The 18,137-nt window shown below is 38.7% G+C and carries 10 protein-coding genes; 1 reads left to right on the top strand and 9 read right to left on the bottom strand.

Annotated features, from left to right (window positions below; all coding sequences use genetic code 11):
* Positions 1 to 31: 31 nt before the first annotated feature.
* From ABR854_RS21875 to tilS, 9 genes are all read right to left on the bottom strand, one after another.
* On the bottom strand, positions 32 to 2,176 hold the full coding sequence (locus ABR854_RS21875; RefSeq protein WP_350267984.1) for a glycoside hydrolase family 97 protein: 2,145 nt from the start codon (positions 2,174 to 2,176) through the stop codon (positions 32 to 34).
* A 51-nt stretch (positions 2,177 to 2,227) separates the two neighbouring features.
* Entirely contained in the window at positions 2,228 to 4,003 is a 1,776-nt protein-coding gene (locus ABR854_RS21870; protein ID WP_350267983.1) for an ABC transporter ATP-binding protein, read from the bottom strand.
* 126 nt (positions 4,004 to 4,129) lie between these two features.
* A complete protein-coding gene (locus ABR854_RS21865) occupies positions 4,130 to 6,346 on the bottom strand; it encodes a B12-binding domain-containing radical SAM protein (protein WP_350267982.1) in 2,217 nt (738 codons plus the stop codon).
* 12 nt (positions 6,347 to 6,358) lie between these two features.
* Complete coding sequence (locus tag ABR854_RS21860) at positions 6,359 to 7,507, bottom strand: glycoside hydrolase family 26 protein (protein WP_350267981.1); 1,149 nt, start codon at positions 7,505 to 7,507, stop codon at positions 6,359 to 6,361.
* Between the two features lie 148 nt (positions 7,508 to 7,655).
* Positions 7,656 to 8,726: a M20/M25/M40 family metallo-hydrolase gene (locus tag ABR854_RS21855; protein ID WP_350267980.1), complete on the bottom strand. Its 1,071-nt coding sequence runs from the start codon at positions 8,724 to 8,726 to the stop codon at positions 7,656 to 7,658.
* A gap of 135 nt (positions 8,727 to 8,861) precedes the next feature.
* A complete protein-coding gene (locus ABR854_RS21850) occupies positions 8,862 to 9,278 on the bottom strand; it encodes a hypothetical protein (RefSeq protein WP_350267979.1) in 417 nt (138 codons plus the stop codon).
* 74 nt (positions 9,279 to 9,352) lie between these two features.
* On the bottom strand, positions 9,353 to 12,088 hold the full coding sequence (locus tag ABR854_RS21845; RefSeq protein ID WP_350267978.1) for a WD40/YVTN/BNR-like repeat-containing protein: 2,736 nt from the start codon (positions 12,086 to 12,088) through the stop codon (positions 9,353 to 9,355).
* A 237-nt stretch (positions 12,089 to 12,325) separates the two neighbouring features.
* Positions 12,326 to 14,641: a carboxypeptidase regulatory-like domain-containing protein gene (locus ABR854_RS21840; RefSeq protein WP_350267977.1), complete on the bottom strand. Its 2,316-nt coding sequence runs from the start codon at positions 14,639 to 14,641 to the stop codon at positions 12,326 to 12,328.
* A 268-nt stretch (positions 14,642 to 14,909) separates the two neighbouring features.
* Positions 14,910 to 16,307 (bottom strand): tRNA lysidine(34) synthetase TilS, encoded by a 1,398-nt coding sequence (tilS, locus tag ABR854_RS21835; protein ID WP_350267976.1) that lies wholly within the window; start codon positions 16,305 to 16,307, stop codon positions 14,910 to 14,912.
* A gap of 49 nt (positions 16,308 to 16,356) precedes the next feature.
* Between tilS and ABR854_RS21830 the strand changes: the two genes are divergently transcribed.
* The gene (locus tag ABR854_RS21830; RefSeq protein WP_350267975.1) at positions 16,357 to 18,126 is read left to right on the top strand and encodes an OstA-like protein; all 1,770 of its coding nucleotides are present in this window, start codon (positions 16,357 to 16,359) and stop codon (positions 18,124 to 18,126) included.
* Positions 18,127 to 18,137: the final 11 nt, after the last annotated feature.

Here is an 18,137-nt window from a genome sequence, read left to right as displayed (position 1 = left end):
GGTATTGCTTAGTAAATATAATGAAAATAGACTATTGATTGCCACAACCATCAATATAAGCTTTAAAAATCGCTCCTTGTTGGGTTTGAAAACCAGCAGTCAGTAAAATGCTTTTGGCGGCATCATAGGTTACGTTGGCAGTTGAGCCAATAATATTGTTTGCTTGAATTGTTTCCGATGCTTCATATTTTATGGTGTTTGAAATCTGATTTGTTAAGCTGTGAGTCGTCTGACAAGCTGATCGTTTCAAAACCATCATAAAACCACCATAAGGCTGCATATTTAAGCTAATTGTATTGTTGGTTTGTACTTGATAACTGGTTTCGGAAGTGTCAATGTCTCGTGGAGTTGCACCATCGTTCAAAAGCTGCTTTGTATAATCTCCAGTGGCAATGAATGATAGCGGTAATGTAATATTTCGTACTTGATTTTCGCCATTAATGCCCGAAATATACCAGTTTTCGCCTTTACGGCGAGCCATCACAACGTGCGTTCCAGGGAAGCCTTCTACTAAACGAGTTTCATCCCAAGCCGTTGGAAGATTACTAATGATTGTTTTGGCTAAAGTTGGTAAGTTTGTATAACTCGCTACCATATCAACTAAGTGAGTTACGCCCGATTCAAAGGTATTGAGTAAGGCAATTTCGTGAACGTCGGTTGTTAGGTGTTCAACTCCTCTTCCCCAGCCGATGATTGTCGGTGTATAATCCATTGGGCCAATTACATTTCTCGTAAAGGGTAAAATCGTGTGGTGACGGGGTGCGTTGGGCAAGAAACTTCCATCAAAAATATAGGCTTCAGAACCTTTCACAGCTTCCATTGCCACTAAATTTGGATATGTTCGTGACCAACCTTTTGGGATAACGTTTCCATGAAAATTTACCATCAATTCATAATCAGCAGCATCTTTCAGAATATCAATGTAAAGTTTCATTAATTCCTGTTTATCGCTCTGAAAGTAGTCAATTTTAACACCTTTGATTCCTAAAGCGTGAATACGAGCAAATTCCTGTCGGCGAGCAGATTGAATGTGCATTAAGTCACGAGGTTGTTCACCATAATCATTTGAAGGCCCGCCCGAATTATACCACAACCAAAGTTTTACGTTTTTACTATTGGCGTAGGTGATTAAGTCGTTGATGTCTCCGCCATTTCCCATTTGATTCCAATTGGCATCAATCAATGAGTAGGGTAGGTTTAAGTCGGATGCTAAATCAATGAAAGTTTTTAGTTTGGCGAAATTAGTCGGACTGCCGAGGTCTGACCACCAACTCCAAGTCGAAATCCCTGGTTGTATCCAAGTTGTGTTTGCTATCTGCGATGGTTTACTGACATGAGAAACAAGATTAGATTCTACCACATTATTGAGTTGTTTTCCAATCATTATTACTCGCCACGGCATTGTCCATGGTAGGGTAGAACCAGCATAAGATGGATAACTATTACCATCGTCTGGGTTTGGTACAGCAACCGAAAATGTACCGTTACCGAAATAAGAAGATAAGTGAGATGCGAAGAACTTTTCATCTAAATCGGCTTCGGTGAGTAATATCCAAGCATTGGGTGTTTGAAAAAGTGCAGGAAATGCCAAACCATTGAATTGATTAATGGCTTGATTGAGGCTTACGCCATTTTCGTAAAGTTTTTCATAAACAGGTCTGAAATTATCATAACCTTGAATCCATGTTTTGCTATTATTAACAGGTATTTGGAAGGTAGTTTTATCTTCAGTTGTGTAGAAAGTGTTATTGGAAGTTTCAGGAAAACGATAACGAAATGCTACTCCATCGTTGTAAGCTCTGAAAATAACCTGAAATTTACCGTTGTCTGAATTATGAAAATTAAGCGTGATTTCGTTAGCATTATTGCGAAGTTGTAATTGTTTCCCAATCAACATCGAATAGTTTTCGTCAATGGTGGCGGTGCTGCTACTTTCAAAAATTAGACTATTATAAAACGATTGGTCGATGCGAGAAATACCCAAGTTTGATTGTTCAATAACAGTTTGGGTTTGATTATTTTCGAGATATTCTACATAATATTTAAGCGTACCATCTGGTTCGATGCGTTGGATTGTGGCTCTGATTTTGGCGTCAGGGGAACTAACTTGCCAACTCTGAGCAACCAAAGTGTAGGAAATAAAACAAGAAAGAAAAGCACTGTAAATAAATTTCATATATTTTTAATTATGCACTAAAGAATAATCAAAAATATACAAATTATGCTTTTAAACCAATACTTCTTTATACTGCATATTATAGAGATTGGCGTAAAAACCATCAAGTTTCAGTAATTCCTCGTGGCTGCCTTCTTCCATGATTTTACCTTTGTCGAGAACAATAATTTTATCGGCTTTTTGAATCGTGCTGAGGCGGTGAGCAATTACGATTGACGTACGTCCACGCATCAATTTATCAATGGCGTTTTGAATCAATTCTTCGGTTTCTGTATCAACTGATGACGTTGCTTCATCTAATACAATGATTTTTGGGTCATGTACCATCGCACGAACAAACGAAATTAACTGACGTTGCCCAACCGAAAGCGTTGCTCCACGTTCTTGTACGTTATAATCGTAGTCGTTGGGTAATTGCATAATAAAATCGTGTACGCCTACGAGTTTGGCCGCTTCTACAATTTTTTCTCTTGAAATACTGCTATCTCCCAGTGTAATGTTTTTTTCGATGGTATCCGAAAACAAAAATACATCTTGCAAAACTACACCTATTTGTTCACGCAAGCTCCGTAATTCGTATTCTTTTACATCTTGATTATCAATCAGAATAGTGCCTTTGTTTATGTCGTAAAATCTTGATAATAAATTAATTATCGAAGATTTTCCTGCACCAGTTGCACCCACAAATGCAACGGTCTCGCCATGATTTACATTGAATGAAATATCTTTCAAAACCCAGTTTTCATCATTGTAAGCAAACCACACATTTTTGAATTCGACTTCACCTTTTAGATTGGCTTTTTTAGAGCCATCATTGGCCGTATAATCATCGCTATCCAATAATTTCAAGATTCTATCTGTACTCACAATACCCATTTGGAGTGTATTCATTCTATCGGCAATCATCCTTATTGGACGAAAGAAAATGTTGATAAACATAATGAAAGCCGTAACCGTACCGTAAGTAACTTCGGCATTAAGCATTTGTTTTGCTCCAAACCAAACCACCAAACCCGTACCCAAAGCCGCAATCACCTCAGCAACTGGATAATAGATGGAATAATACATAATTGATTTAATATTCTCGTCTCGATGTTTGGTATTGATGGCGTGAAACTTCTCAAACTCAATTTTTTCAGAATTAAAAATTTGCACAATGCTCATTCCTGTGATGTGTTCTTGCACAAAAGAGTTGAGGTTTGAAACCGCATTACGCACTTCGTTGAATGATTTTTTTACTTTTTCTTTGAAAACATACGTACTAATGAGCATGAACGGAATCGTACTTAGGCTAATCAACGAAAGCTTCCAATCGGTGTAGAACATCACCGAAATAATAAGAATCAATTGCAAAATATCGCCCGCAATGGCTGCAATACCATCGCTGAAAACATCGGCCAGTGTTTCAATATCTGAAATCGTGCGAGTCACGAGTCGGCCGATAGGTGTATCATCGAAGAATTTTAGGCGTAAATGAAGAATTTTATGATAGAGTTGTACTCGAATATCACGAATGATATTCTGCCCAAGCCAACCAGCCAAATACGTATTGGTAAATTGTATAAGCGATTGTACAACCAAAAGACCAATCATGATAGCCATCATTTTGGCAAGACCAGTATAATTACCTGCCGAAACGGGGCCATCAATCGTTTGGCGAATCAACAAAGGTAGGGCAGGGGCCAGTGCAGCACCGAGCATAATTGTCAGCACCAAACTATAAAACTTAACATTGTAAGGCTTAATAAATTGGAAAAGTCGTTTGAGAATTTCCAAATCGAAGATTTTGCCAGAGGGTGAAGTTTCGTTTTTTTGTATTTCCGCCACAGATATTATTTATTGAAAGTATCAATTATTTAACCGATTTTGATGCTCAATAGTTTCAAAATGACTGTTTTATCCTGTGAAATTTGTGCTGATTGAGATTCGATTGTGTGTATTGTGGTACAGAAATCATAACCCCAACAATCCATAATCACGCAATACATTCACAGGTTTGTTGTAGAAAAACAACTCAAAATCTTCAAAGCCAGCGGCTTCGTATTCAGCTTTTATTTCTTGGAAAGTATAAACCTTTTTATTTTTTGTGGAAATTTTATCCAGTATTTCCACTAACCAATCGCCTTGAGCTTGGTTGAGTTTGATACTGAAAGTTTCTTTTTTATCGTGAAAGGTGAGATTTGCCGTCTGAAAAACTTGTCCCTTTTTTGTAGTATTTGTATAATTTACCAAAGGTTTTTTGCCCAGCCAAACTACTTTTGAAGTAGGTTTTAGCATAAAATTATCATCCTCTTCAAGTAGTGCATTTTCAATATAATTCTTCGGAACTTTTGTGCGTGGAATTTTGAAATCGAACCATTCTTGAAGTGGATATTCAAAACAAATGCCGTGCATATAATTGAGCAGTGATTTCTTCAAGCCATAGCTAAATGCCTCGTGGTCAGTGCCTTTTGGGTCAGAAAAAACTAAGTCGTTATTCGCAAAAGTGCCGACCGTATTGCTCGCTTTTTGCACTGAAAATTGTTCGGGATACATTCCAACGGGGCTGTGAGCCGTCATGGCAAATTGATGCCAAAAGCCTGATTGTAATGTGCCAATTTCAAACATCTGCCGTACCATTTCGAGCGAATCAATGGTTTCTTGTGCGGTTTGGGTTGGGAAGCCATACATCAAATAAGCATGAACCATGATACCTGCTTCGGTAAAATTACGAGTGACTTTAGCTACTTGTGCAACAGTAACACCTTTTTGAATCAGTTCCAGTAGTCGGTCGGAAGCAACTTCTAAACCTCCCGAAACGGCAATGCAACCTGCAGCTTTGAGTAACTGACACAAGTCTCTGCTAAAACTCTTTTCGAATCTAATATTAGTCCACCATGTGACAGTTAGTTTTCGACGTAGAATTTCCAACGCCAACGCTCGCATCAAAGCGGGTGGAGCAGCTTCATCGACAAAATGAAAACCGTTTTCTCCCGTTTGGGCAATCATTTCTTCCATTCTGTCGCAGAGTAGATTTGCTGCAATTGGCTCGTAGATTTTGATATAATCGAGTGAAATATCACAAAAAGTGCATTTCCCCCAATAACAGCCATGAGCCATTGTGAGTTTATTCCAGCGTCCATCGCTCCACATTCGGTTCATCGGATTCACTATTTCGATAACCGAAATGTATTTATCCAAAAGTAAATCGCTATAATCGGGCGTTCCAACTTCCGACTGTTTGTAGTCTTTTAGCGGGGAATCATTTTTATAAATGACAGCCCCCTTGCCCCCAGAGGGGGAATTTTCGAGAATAAATGTTCTCTTCAAAAAAGCTCCCCCATCGGGGGCGGGGGGGGCTAAAATTGCTTCCAACGGAGCTTCTCCATCATCGAGCGAAACGTAATCGAAAAATTCAAAGACTCTTGCATCAGACAGCGACCGTAATTCGGTATTGGCAAACCCTCCACCCATCGCAACTTTGGTTGCTGGATAATTTTGTTTCACCCATTGTCCGATTCTAAACGCACTATAAAGATTCCCGGGGAAAGGCACGGAAATTACTACCAATTTTGGTTGAATTTCTGCCATTCGTTCGCCTAATATCTTTACCAGAATTTTATCAATATAGCTGTAATCTTCTTGTAAGGTTGCGTATAATTCATCAAAACGGTTGGCTGAACGCCCCAAACGCTCGGCGTACCGACTAAACCCAAAATGTGGGTCAACGCACTCCATGATGAGGTCAGAAATGTCTTCGAGATAAAGCGTTGCCAAATGTTTGGCTTTGTCTTGCATTCCCATCGAACCAAAAGCCCATTCGAGGTCTTCGAGTTGAGCAAAGCGAGAGGCTTCAGGAAGGAAATTTTCTTGACAGATTACGTGTGAAAGTGTTGGATTTTTGCCTTGCAGAAATAAAATTACAGCATCAATTGTATTTATATAGTCTTCTTGGAGTGCGATTATTCGTTTAGCGTTCTCTGAGAACATTCCCCCATCGGGGGGTAGGGGGCTAAATAATTCATTTAATCCTTTTTTAGAAAATAAAGCCAAAATCACTTCAATACCCAAATCAGCTTGGAAGCATGAAATATCTTTGGTGTTCAGAAAACCCTTAATGTAGGCCGTTGCTGGATACGGCGTATTCAGTTGGGTAAAAGGGGGCGTTATGGCAAAAACTGTTTTATTCAAGAAAGTAGTATTTTATGGCTGCTTTCGCTCCATTGTCCAAGTATTTGAAATCATCTCATTCCACCAAATACTCATTTTATCATTGGCTTGTATGCGAGAATCGCCCCAATATGTACCTGATTTGGGTAGTGTAAACATCGGCTGTGCATCAAAATTTTGATTGATGTAAGCCACAACTTTAATGATTTGCTTGTTTTTTTCGATAAACTCAAAGAAAGGTTTATACCATTCGTTCCAAATTTGTAGTGGAGTAAGTTTTACCGTTCCTTCGCCAGCCACACCATCCCAATACAGACTAATATTTTTTCGATAAAGTCCGCTCAAACTGTATCCTTGTGGAGCAGCTTCACAAATCATTAAAGGTTTTTTCTTATTGATGGCGTAATAAAGCATTTCACTCGCCAGACTTTTCTGACTACGTTTATACACCAAATTTGTGCTATTGCTATATTTTGGTGAAAGTTTTGTGCCTGCCAAATACCACGAAATGCCACAAAAATCAACGTATTTATCACCCGGGTACCAATCTCCGATATTTTCGATTTTATTTTCCATAATATCATCAATGGGAGAGGTGCAAGCTTGCCAAACCGAAAGCCAGTTTCGAGGAGTTTGACTTTTTTCGTAATTTATCCTCAAAATATCGTGTACTCGCTGAAATGCCACAATATAGCGGCGGCGGTCTTCGTAGGCTTTGTTCCAGTTTCCATCAAATTCGTAGCCGATTCTTAGGTAAAACTTTACTTTTGGATAGCTTTTCAGAAAATCAGCCAGTTCATTGATTTTTACATCATAAGCACCATTGACAAGGTTTTGGAGGTTTGTCGCATCGTTCATCCAAATGCCCAGAGCCATATCAAACGGAACGTTTTTTGCGTAGCGTTTCAGACAAACATCGTCTAACACATTTTTTACACAATTATTTCCTGCACCTTTATTGGTTTGTGATTTTAATCCTTCTAAGGTGAAAATATCTGTGTATTGAGTAAGTCCAACGGGTAGCGGAAAACTACGATAGGTGAGACACTCATCGTTTTTTTCGATATGAAAATAGTCGTAAATCGCTTCTTCATCTTGCCCAATAAAAAGGCTTTGAGCCTTTAGATTGAGATGAAAAAATAAGGAAAAAGCAATGAATAATATCTTTCTCTTGTGGGACATTTCGGGAAATTAATTACGAATTATTCGATTGACGAATAACGATTTTTGAGCTTTTGGGTAATTATAGAAAAGTTTTTGGGTATAAAGACACAGAGAAAGAAACGTATTTATTTACTTAATACTTTGCCCCCCTGTGCCTCTGTACTTTTTATTTAATATAACGAAAATCTTGTCCAGCTTCTAAACTTAATAAAATCTCGTAATACATATCAATACACGCCCGAATATCATCTTTATGGCACATTTCTACTGTTGTGTGCATATATTTTTGAGCCAATGAAATCAAAGCTGAAGCCACGCCTTCGCCCGAATAAGCAAACGAATCAGTATCTGTTCCTGTCGAACGGCTGGCTGCTGCACGTTGGAACGGAATCTTTTTCTCTGTACAAACATCAATCATAAAATTCAAAAGATTATTCTGAACGGCTGGGCCATAAGTAAGTACAGGGCCACGTCCGCAAGCTAAATCTCCGTCAGTTTTTTTGTTGTACATCGGCGATTGTGTATCGTGAATCACATCGCAGCAAATTGCTACATTAGGTTTGAGTCTTCGAGAAATCATTTCTGCACCACGCAAACCAATTTCTTCCTGCACGGCATTTACAATATAAAGCGTGAAAGGTAACGAAATGTTATTTTCTTTGAGTTTTCGAGCAACTTCGGCAATGATATATCCACCTATACGGTTATCCAAAGCACGACCAACGTAGAATTTATCGTTCAACTCCATCAAAGTATCTTCAAAAGTAATCACACAACCTACGTGGATTCCCATTTCTTCAACTTCTACTTTTTTTGCAGCACCAACATCAATAAAAATATTTTTTAATGTTGGTTTTTCTTCGGTAGCTGCCTCACGTACGTGAATGGCTGGCCAGCCAAAAATACCTTTCACGATGCCTTTGCGGGTGTGAATATTAACTCGTTTTGATGGGGCAATTTGGTGGTCAGAGCCACCATTGCGACGTACATAAATATAACCGTCTTCGGTAATGTAATTAACAAACCACGAAATCTCATCAGAGTGAGCTTCGATAACTACTTTGTAAGGTTGCCCCGGATTAATAACTCCAACGGCGGTTCCGTAAACATCAACGATTTGCTCGTCGATGTAAGGTTTTAGGTAATCTAACCAAATTTGTTGACCCGACGACTCAAAGCCTGTCGGTGAGGCATTATTTAGGTATTCGTAAAGAAATTCGATGTTTTTTTCTGCCATTGCTCGCTGTATTTTCTTTGATGAATGATTTTCTCAATTTTATGTCAAAAGTAAGGCTATAACACGAAAAAACCTTAGAGTTTTTTGTAAACTCTAAGGTTTTTGTGATAATTAGTTGTTCGATTTACTAAACAATTATCTTAAACCAGTGTCAATACTGATGTCCATAGTCGTTTTTTGTCCAGCACTTACTTTAAAACCAGTGGGTAATTTTTGCACTTTACTGGTTGTGGTAATGTGTGGTTGATAATCTAAGTTATACAAACCATCGGGTACAGAAAAACTATAAATACCTGTTCTATCCATTTTCTTTTCTGCAACAACTTTAGCAGTGCTGGCATCAATGATTTGAACGGTATATTTACCATAAATAGCATCTAATTGTTCAAACGAAAAGCCACAAGGATGGCTTTCATCAGCGTTGGCTGGTTCGATTCCACAAAGTGGGCCAATTGAAAACTTGCCTTCAACAGAACCATTTAAACTAACTTCTTCTTTTTGGCAACTTAAATAAAATACACTGGCAATTACGAATATGATTATCTTTTTCATTTTAGTAGAAATTTTGATGTCTTCTATAAATATAAGATTCAAAATTCATGCTAATGGTTGGAATGCTTGAGTAATTATTTTTTGTCAATTTCTGCGTTTTCAGGTGGAGCAACAATTGATGCCACACAGCCAGTAATATAAGCGTAGAAAACCGAACCCGTATCTGCCAAAAATCCTGGCCCACCATCATTCGGATTCGTCGGTTTTAGTTCGATATACTTTCCTGCTTTATAAGTTACATTTGCACCCGACTGTATTTTGTTAGTTGCTGAAATTGTCTGTGAAGCCTGATACACCGACGTTCCGCTTGTTTTGTTATCGTAGGGTGAAATAAGCGTATAAGTATTTTGGCAAAGTGGGGTTGCCGATAATGTTGCAGTATAAGTTCCTCTGCCATGCGTTGCTAAAATAACCGTATTATCGGCCGAACGATAACGCATTGATTCGCATCTTACATGAGCCAAGCCTGAGTTTGTCAAAGCCCAACCTGGGTTTGTTGCCGTAATATCATTGGTTGACCAAACTCCCATATCAGTTGAAATAAGTACTTGTTTGTAGTTGAGAGGGTTAAACAAAGCATATCTCACAGGAATATTAGGTAAACCATAAGTCGATTCATCTTTGCTTACCCAACTTGTTCCGCCATTGTTTGTATAAAATACTGATTTTACGTTGTACGAAGATGATGTAACAACTAATTCATTATCGGTTGCACCGATATCTATACAAGAAATAAAACCTGTAAGGCCTGTTAATATTTTTGTGGCAGTCATCACAAGTGTATTGTTATAGACAAGTTTATAAACTTCTCCATTTCCTGTGCCTACGAAAAGTGTATTTGCAGTTTTGGCTACTTTTATAAACCTTAAATTTGGAGCTAAGTTTGCTGGTGTTGCTACATCAAAATAGGGTCTTGTCCTTACATTTGAGGTTCCACCTGTTATACCATCTACACGGTAAAGGTATGTTCTAATAGAAGTTCCAAAATCAGTTTGCCCACCATAAGTCCAGAAAGTATTATTGGGCGAATCAAAATCACATGGATTTAGAAAAGTTCCTGCATTTACGCCTACTAAGGTCTTTTTATAGACACCTTCTCTATCAAATAAATAATGATTGGCAAATACATACGACATGATAACCGTATTTGGATCGTTTTGGTCAACCAATGATGCTACACCATCACCGCCGTTGGCAATAGCTCCACAGCCAATCACTGTTGGTAGAGTTCTGATGATATGCGTTCCATTATCTTGAGCTCCCGCATATACGTATCCATCATTGGCTGTATTGGCAATTGCTGCATTATAGTATTGCGTAACATTATAGTCTTTGTTACGTTCTCCAAATACCAATCCAGCAGGTAAAGTTGTAGTGGCATCGCCATAGTTTGTAGAATAAAATACACCACCATCATTTCCTATAATAACCTCGTTGGGACTACCAGGGCGAAAAAGTATTGCATGATGGTCGGGGTGGATACAAGTTGCAGCAGGAGCACAAACATTTGGTTGATTATCATTTAAATAACAGTAATCGAATGTGTACCAAGTTGCTCCACCATCGGTGCTGCGTGCGTGAGTTGCTCCACCAACAATTACAATGTTTGGATTGGTAGGATGCACCCCAATAGCTAAGTCGTACCAAGCTTGCCCATTGGTATAATCTGGTGTCAGTGGGTCAGTTGTTGAGTTTGGAGGAGTAATGGTTGTTGACCATGTAGTACCTGCATCTGTTGAGCTTTTGAAATAACCTACGCCATCAGTTGCATCATCATGTGAAAGTACATAAATCTTTTGTGTTGCTCCACTCGTAGATGCTGCCAATGCAATCGAAGTGCGACTACTATTGTTAGGAATTGGTGTTGGGGTTATATTCGTCCAAGTTGTTCCAGCCGATGTAGTGGAGCGATACAATTGGCTTTTTGTGCCAGTCAGTGTAGTAGAGTTATAAAATCTACCATAAGCTACAAATAAAATCCCATCAGTTCCGATAGCAATATCAGACACAAAAGAAGCTGTAATAACGGTTGGTAGTCCTCCTGTCGTAACCAAAGTCCAAGTGGTTCCGCCATCGCTCGATTTGGCCAATCCTCCTTGAGTACCAGCATATACCACACCAGTTGAGGTAACTGCTATTGCTTGTACATTCTGAAAAGCATAGCCAAGACCTGTTGATACAGTGAAGTCGGGCATGGTCGAGAATAAACGTTTCCAAGTAGCTCCACCGTCAGATGTTTTCCAGATTCCTCCACCCATCACAGCATCGGTGTTTCCATAACCTTCGCCTGTTCCTACATAAAATATTTGTGGATTAGAGGGATCATAAGCAATGCAGGAAATGGCCAAATTATCCCAGAAATCATTGACTTTTAGCCAAGACGAGTTTGCATTGGTGATGTCATTATTATACCATACACCACCAGCAACACCACCAGCCCAAACTTTTTTATGGGTGGCATCGTTGGGGTCAAACATCAATGCACGAGTACGCCCTCCTATATTATTTGGTCCTCTTTCTTTCCAGTCAATCCCTGTAATGGCACTGTTGGTTTTTAAGATTCCATCAACTAATACTTGTGCTTTGAGTAATTCATTGTAAGGTACTTTCCCTGTTGAAGGAATTGCGATTTTTTGTAAATCCGCCTCTGCTCTTTCTTTAGGATAATCTATTGCATCTTTTTGCCCCCTGATTCTTGGGGTATCATTTATAATTTCGTCAATTCCTTGCTGAGCGTAGAGTGAGGAACTCGCAGATAGAATAAAGATAGATAGTAAACTTTTGATAAATAGTTGTAATTGTTTTTTCATTTTTATGGAGATGGGATGGAAATATGAGTAATTTAATGGAAAAAATATAAAAGCACATTAACTATCGAACAAAATTTATTATGCGGTAAATAAAACCAAAAAAGCATCACTCAAATTGGCGATGCTTTTCTCGAATAATAAACCCTAACCCTAAACTATGAAAAATATGGCGGTGAACCGCCTAATCATAATACTCTGTTTTACTTATGGTCTATCGACCGTTGACTGGACTGCCTTTCAATTCATCCCGACTGCTGAAATATCAAGAATCTTAAACTCTGTTCGACGATTGGCTTGATGTTGGTCTTCTTCACACTTTGCTTCATCATCACAGTTATTGAGCAACTCAGTTTCACCATAACCTTTGGCTACTACTCGATTGGTATTGATTCCACGAGCGGCTAAATAATCCAATACTGCTCTTGCTCTGTTTGCGGATAATTTCAAATTAAAAGCATCACTTGCACGGCTATCGGTATGTGAACGAACCTCGATTCTCATGTTTGGATATTTTTTTAGAATCGGTATAAGCTTGGTTTCCAGCTCTTTGGCTGCATCTGGTCTGATGAAAAACTGGCCGAAATCATAATAAATGTTTTCGAGTCTGAAAATATCTCCTTGACCAACCAATCCTAAATTTTGCTCAACAGTTTTGGGACTTTTGCGTGATTGTTTTACTTTACCCAAACTTTCGGTATTTTCGGCGTAGTGGTCTTTGGCTGCTGTTACCGAATAATCACCCTCTTTTTTAGGTTGGAATTCGTATCGACCATCTGCTCCCGTTACAATTTGTTCCTTCGAACCATCTTTTCCGTTTTTAAGCGTTACAACCGCCCCTTGAATTGGGCGTTGATTTACTTCCGAAACAATCGTTCCTTTGATAATTGGGGCTTTAGATTTTTCCAAATAAATTGTTATTGATGTCTGATTTTTGAGCGAAGAAGCAAATGTTCCGTAAGAAACGCCGTTCGACTCATAGCCTTCTTTCATGGCTTTAAACTCAAAATCAGTACCTGTTTCTAAACAAACTGTTACTTTTCCGTCAGAGCCTGTTACGAAAAGCTCTTTATTTTCACCATTTTTCGACATTCTTACATCGACTGTTTCTAATGGTTTTTTGCTTCCTGCATCATACACCAAAATATTTAATTGACGACATCCATGACGGAACGAATACAGATTATCATCGCCATAACCACGCTTGCGATTCGAACTAAAATATCCGCTCGAACGATTGCCTTTGGTGATGAATCCAAAATCATCTTTTTCAGAATTAATTGGTGTGCCGAGGTTTTTTATATCACTTACAGGAATTCCTTCCTTCATTTCCACATAAAAAACATCTAAACCACCCAAACCTTCATGACCATCTGACGAAAAGTACATATTGCCGTTTTCGTCCATAAAAGGAAACATTTCATTGCCTTCGGTGTTAATTTCACGACCCAAATTTACGGGCGAACCCCAATTTCCATCACGGTAATCGACTACATAAATATCTGTTCCACCAAAACCACCTGGCATATCTGACACAAAATATAATTTGGTGTCATCGGGTGATAGGGCAGGGTGTCCGCACGAATAATCATCGCTATTGAAAGGTAATTCTTTTACTCCTCCCCAGTGCTTGCCGTTTTCGGAAGCCATGTATAGTTTCAATTTATTGACTCCATCTGAACTCGTGCGACTGCGACCTTTATTGTAATTATTTCTGGTGAAAATTAGTTTTTTGTAATCTTTGAAAAACGTAACTGGTCCTTCGTGATATTTACTATTAAGCGTTTTGCTAAATTGTTCGATTTTAGAAAGGGGCTTCTCTTTTTCTTCGGTTGCCATTGCCTCCAATTTCTCAGAAGCACTAAACGACGAACCACCGCCCACACCACTGGCTTGCTTCATGGCTACGATATTATCTTTGCGAAGTTCGGCTGTATCGGGAAACATGAATAAATCAAGAAAAGGCGTTTGGTTTTGCATAAAAACCCGCTTAATTGCACCACCTTCTTCTCTTGCCGAAACAAACACCAAACCATTCTTATAATACATTGGACTGAAATCTGATTGACGAGAATTCAGTGCGTACAGATAATCAACTTTATAAGTAGCCGAATCTTGATAAAAATGGCTATTGTCCATGTAGGCTACCGTAAAACGACGGCCACGCATATCAGTCGTTTGTTCCTGACCGTAGCGGCTATACATTTTTTGAGATTCTTTATATTTACCATTATTGGCCAAAGCTTGAGCAAAATATAGATAAATTTCGCTTTCCAGTTCTTTGCTGTATCGGTCAATTAGTTCGGCATAAATACGCTCAGCATTTCGAGAATCCTGCACCTTTCGGTAGCTGTATCCGAGCTTTGTGAGAGCTTCTTTCATTTCGGGCGTACCCGTTTTGGCTGTACGAAGATAATCTTCGTAATTACGAATGGCTTCTATATAACTCATGTTTTCAAAACTGCGATTCGCAGCTTTCAAACGACCACTTTGAGCGAAGCTTTGTTGAGCTATTAGGAAAATGAAAGCCAACAACCAGATATTGTATTTTTTCATGTGTGAAGCACTTTTAAACTTGTCAATTAAATGAATATAATTCACTGCACGTATGGGTTTTGTATAAGCTTTCTCAAAACTCGTGCCAAATGGCAAAACGTGTTTCTGAAATGATTAAGTGGTCGTATTTAATTGGGAAGTATAAGTTGCTTTGGAATTGAAAGTGATGATTTGTAAGTAATTGATAGACAGATATATGGATAAGTATTTTTTGTGGAATAAGTTTGTGTTTAGAAGAAAAAGGGCAAGTATATAGACCAATAAATCGCTATATCATTTCAACCTTTAATACTTTTTTGGTGGTATCCATAAGTTTAAATCTATCATCAGCACGTTGACCAACTACCCAGACAACGGTATTTTGTGAGGTAAGCAGAAATATGTTTTTTTTAAGATTGAGCGAAATCTTTTTGTCAATCAAAAAGTCTGAAATTTTCTTTTTCCCTTTCATTCCGAGCGGAATAAACCAATCGCCTGTGTGCCATTGGCGTAGTGTAATTGGGAATGTGATTTTATCAAAATCGGCAAAAAGTACGCTACTGTTTCTTTCAAATTTTCCATCAATTTCTTCGATGCCCAAGACCGAAAAACTTAATTTTTTATCTAAAAAATCGAAAGACTTAATGTCTCTAATTTCATGAATATTTATATCCAAGCTTAACTCCCTCCCTATCGGGGCGGCAGCCGTTGCTGAGGGTTGGGGCGGCAGCCGTTGCTGAGGGGCTGTAATTACCAACTCCTCTCTATCTTTCAAAAGTGTAAAACTTTCAGAATGAAAAACTTTTCCCGAAAGTCCATCAAGCGAATTGAAAATTTCCTTCGATTGAAAATAATTAAAGCCAAATTCTTTCAGCAGTTCTTCTAAATAATAATTCGCTGACTGCCAGTATTTTATATTAGCAATTTTTAAGAAAAAAACGCCGCTTTCTTCTCGCATCACCGTTGCTTTAAAATGGCTAAGATTTTTTCGAAAATCGGCTTCGAGTGATTGAAAACGTTCGAGATTTCGGGCAAAAGTTTCGTCAAGATTTGGATTGATTTTTTTCAATAAAGGCACAACCTGATTCCGAATCAAATTTCGCTGATAATCATTCGAGGCGTTGCTGCTATCTTCTCTCCAAGATAAGTTTTTCTCAGCTACATATCCATCAATGGCTTGTCGAGAAGCAAAAAGTACTGGACGAATAATATGTCCTTTTTTGGCTGAAATACCCTTCAATCCTGAAATTCCTGTGCCTTTTGTGAGGTTCAGCAATACAGTTTCGATGCTATCGTTAAGATGATGAGCCGTTGCTATGTAGTCAAAGTTTAATTCTTGTCGCAGACTCTCAAACCATTCGTAGCGAAGCGTACGAGCCGCCATTTCAATCGAAATTTTGTTTTTCTTAGCGTATGCTTTTGTATCGAAGGTTTTTGTGTGAAAAACTACGTTGTTTTCTTTGCAAAGATTTTCTACAAAAATTTGGTCTTCGTCTGAGTCTCTTCCTCTTAGTTGAAAATTACAATGAGCTACTGCAAAGGATAAGCGACCGTCGCCTCGGTTCGCCCCACAAAATAGGTCAAACATTGTCACCGAATCTTTGCCTCCACTGACCGTAAGCAAGACTTTTTCCGAAGGCTCGAATAATTTTTGCTCGTTAATATATGTTAAGAAGGCATGAAGCATGAAAGCAATTACGTAATTTTGTGAACAAAATTAGAAGTTTCAATCGAAGATGATTAAAAATATTATAAAAAAAACAGCCACACTCCTTCCCCTCCCCGATAGGGAAGGGTTAAAAGTATTCTCATTTTTAAAGTCCCTTCCCATTGAGGCGACGGTCGCTACCGAGGGATTTGGACGGTCGGCCGCTGCCGTGGGGCTGTTGTTGTTGATTTCGATTTTTTCTTACGCCCAAAAAACACTCAATCCACCACCACCGTCGCCTTCAGGTTCACGCATTAATTTATTGAGTGCCGATAGTTTGGTGGGTGTCAATCAGTTGCCTTATTATACTCGTCAGTTTTTGGGAAATGTGTCGTTTCAGCACCGTGGGGCGATTTTATACTGCCAAAGTGCTACCCAAAACGAAACGACTAACACGCTGGAGGCTTACGGCAAAATCAGAATCGTGCAAGGTGATACGCTCACCATTACGGGTGATACACTTTATTATGACGGAAATACTCGTTTTGCTCGTGTATTGGGAAAAAAGGTTGTTTTGACCGATAAGAAAGTAAGCCTAACGACTCGTGTAGTAGAATACGATATTCAGAAAAACCGTGCATATTATCCAGTTCGGGGCGTAATTGTGCAAGATTCGAGCGTTTTGAAGAGCGAAAAAGGGTTTTATAATACCCGAAGTAAGATCTTTAACTACAAAGAAAACGTCGAAATCACCAATCCGAAATACACCATCACGTCGGATAGTTTGCAGTATAATGCCCGAACAAAAATGGCACTTTTCAAAGCTCCAACGCTTATCAAAAGTAAGGATGGCGATATTGTGGCCAATGCTGGAAGTACGTACAACACCCAAACCCAACAGTCGAACTTTAAAGGTCGCTCGAAAATTGTCAATGAAGATTATACGCTTACGGGCGATACGCTGAATTTCGACCAAAAGACCGAATCTGGTTTTGCCAGAGGAAATGTAGAATTAGTCTCGAAAAAAGATAAAGTTATTTTGAATGGAAAAGTTGGCGTGCGTGATGGAAAGACAGGCTTTACAAAAATTATGGGAAATGCCCTCATGCGAAGTACCGCCGAGCGAGACACGCTCTATCTGAGTGCCGACACACTTTATGCCTACGAGCGAAAAGATAGTTTAGTTGCTAAAACTGATCCCGTAAAACAAGCCAAAAAGGAAGACAAAAGCACCGCTGCCAAAATGGAAAAATTGCTGGCATTTGGACACGTAAAAGTTTATCGCTCAGACATCCAAAGTCGCTGTGACTCACTGCTTTATGATTTAAAAGACTCGGTGATTCATTTTTTCTCAAAACCAATTATTTGGAGCGATAAAAATCAATCCGAAGCCGATACAATTCACGTATATATGAAAAACAACAAAGTCAGCCGAATGTACATGATTAACAATGGCTTTGTGATTGCGAAAGATACGGCACTAAATTTTAATCAGATTAAAGGTCGGAAGATTACGGCATCGTTCAATGCTCAAACACGTATAGACAATGTAGTGGTTGAAGGCAACGGCGAAAGTATTTATTACGCACTAGATGAAAAAAATAAACTGATTGGTGTAAATCGAGTCGAATGTAGTAAGATGAACATGAAGTTTAAGGAAAATCAAGTAAACCGAATTTCGTTTTTAGGGCGTCCTGATGCAAAACTCGTTCCACCCGCAGAATTAACCAATGATGGCAATCGTCTCGATGGTTTTAACTGGAAAGAAAAAGAAAAACCAACAAAATCTGAGATACTTGGCGTGAAATTTGTAGATAAAAAAGTAGATGTAAAGCCTGTTTTGGAAGCCAAAAAGTAGCCGAACGAAAA

The organism is Emticicia sp. W12TSBA100-4 (assembly GCF_040253585.1).
Taxonomy (GTDB): domain Bacteria; phylum Bacteroidota; class Bacteroidia; order Cytophagales; family Spirosomataceae; genus Emticicia.
This window is presented reverse-complemented; position numbering and strand designations above follow the sequence as displayed.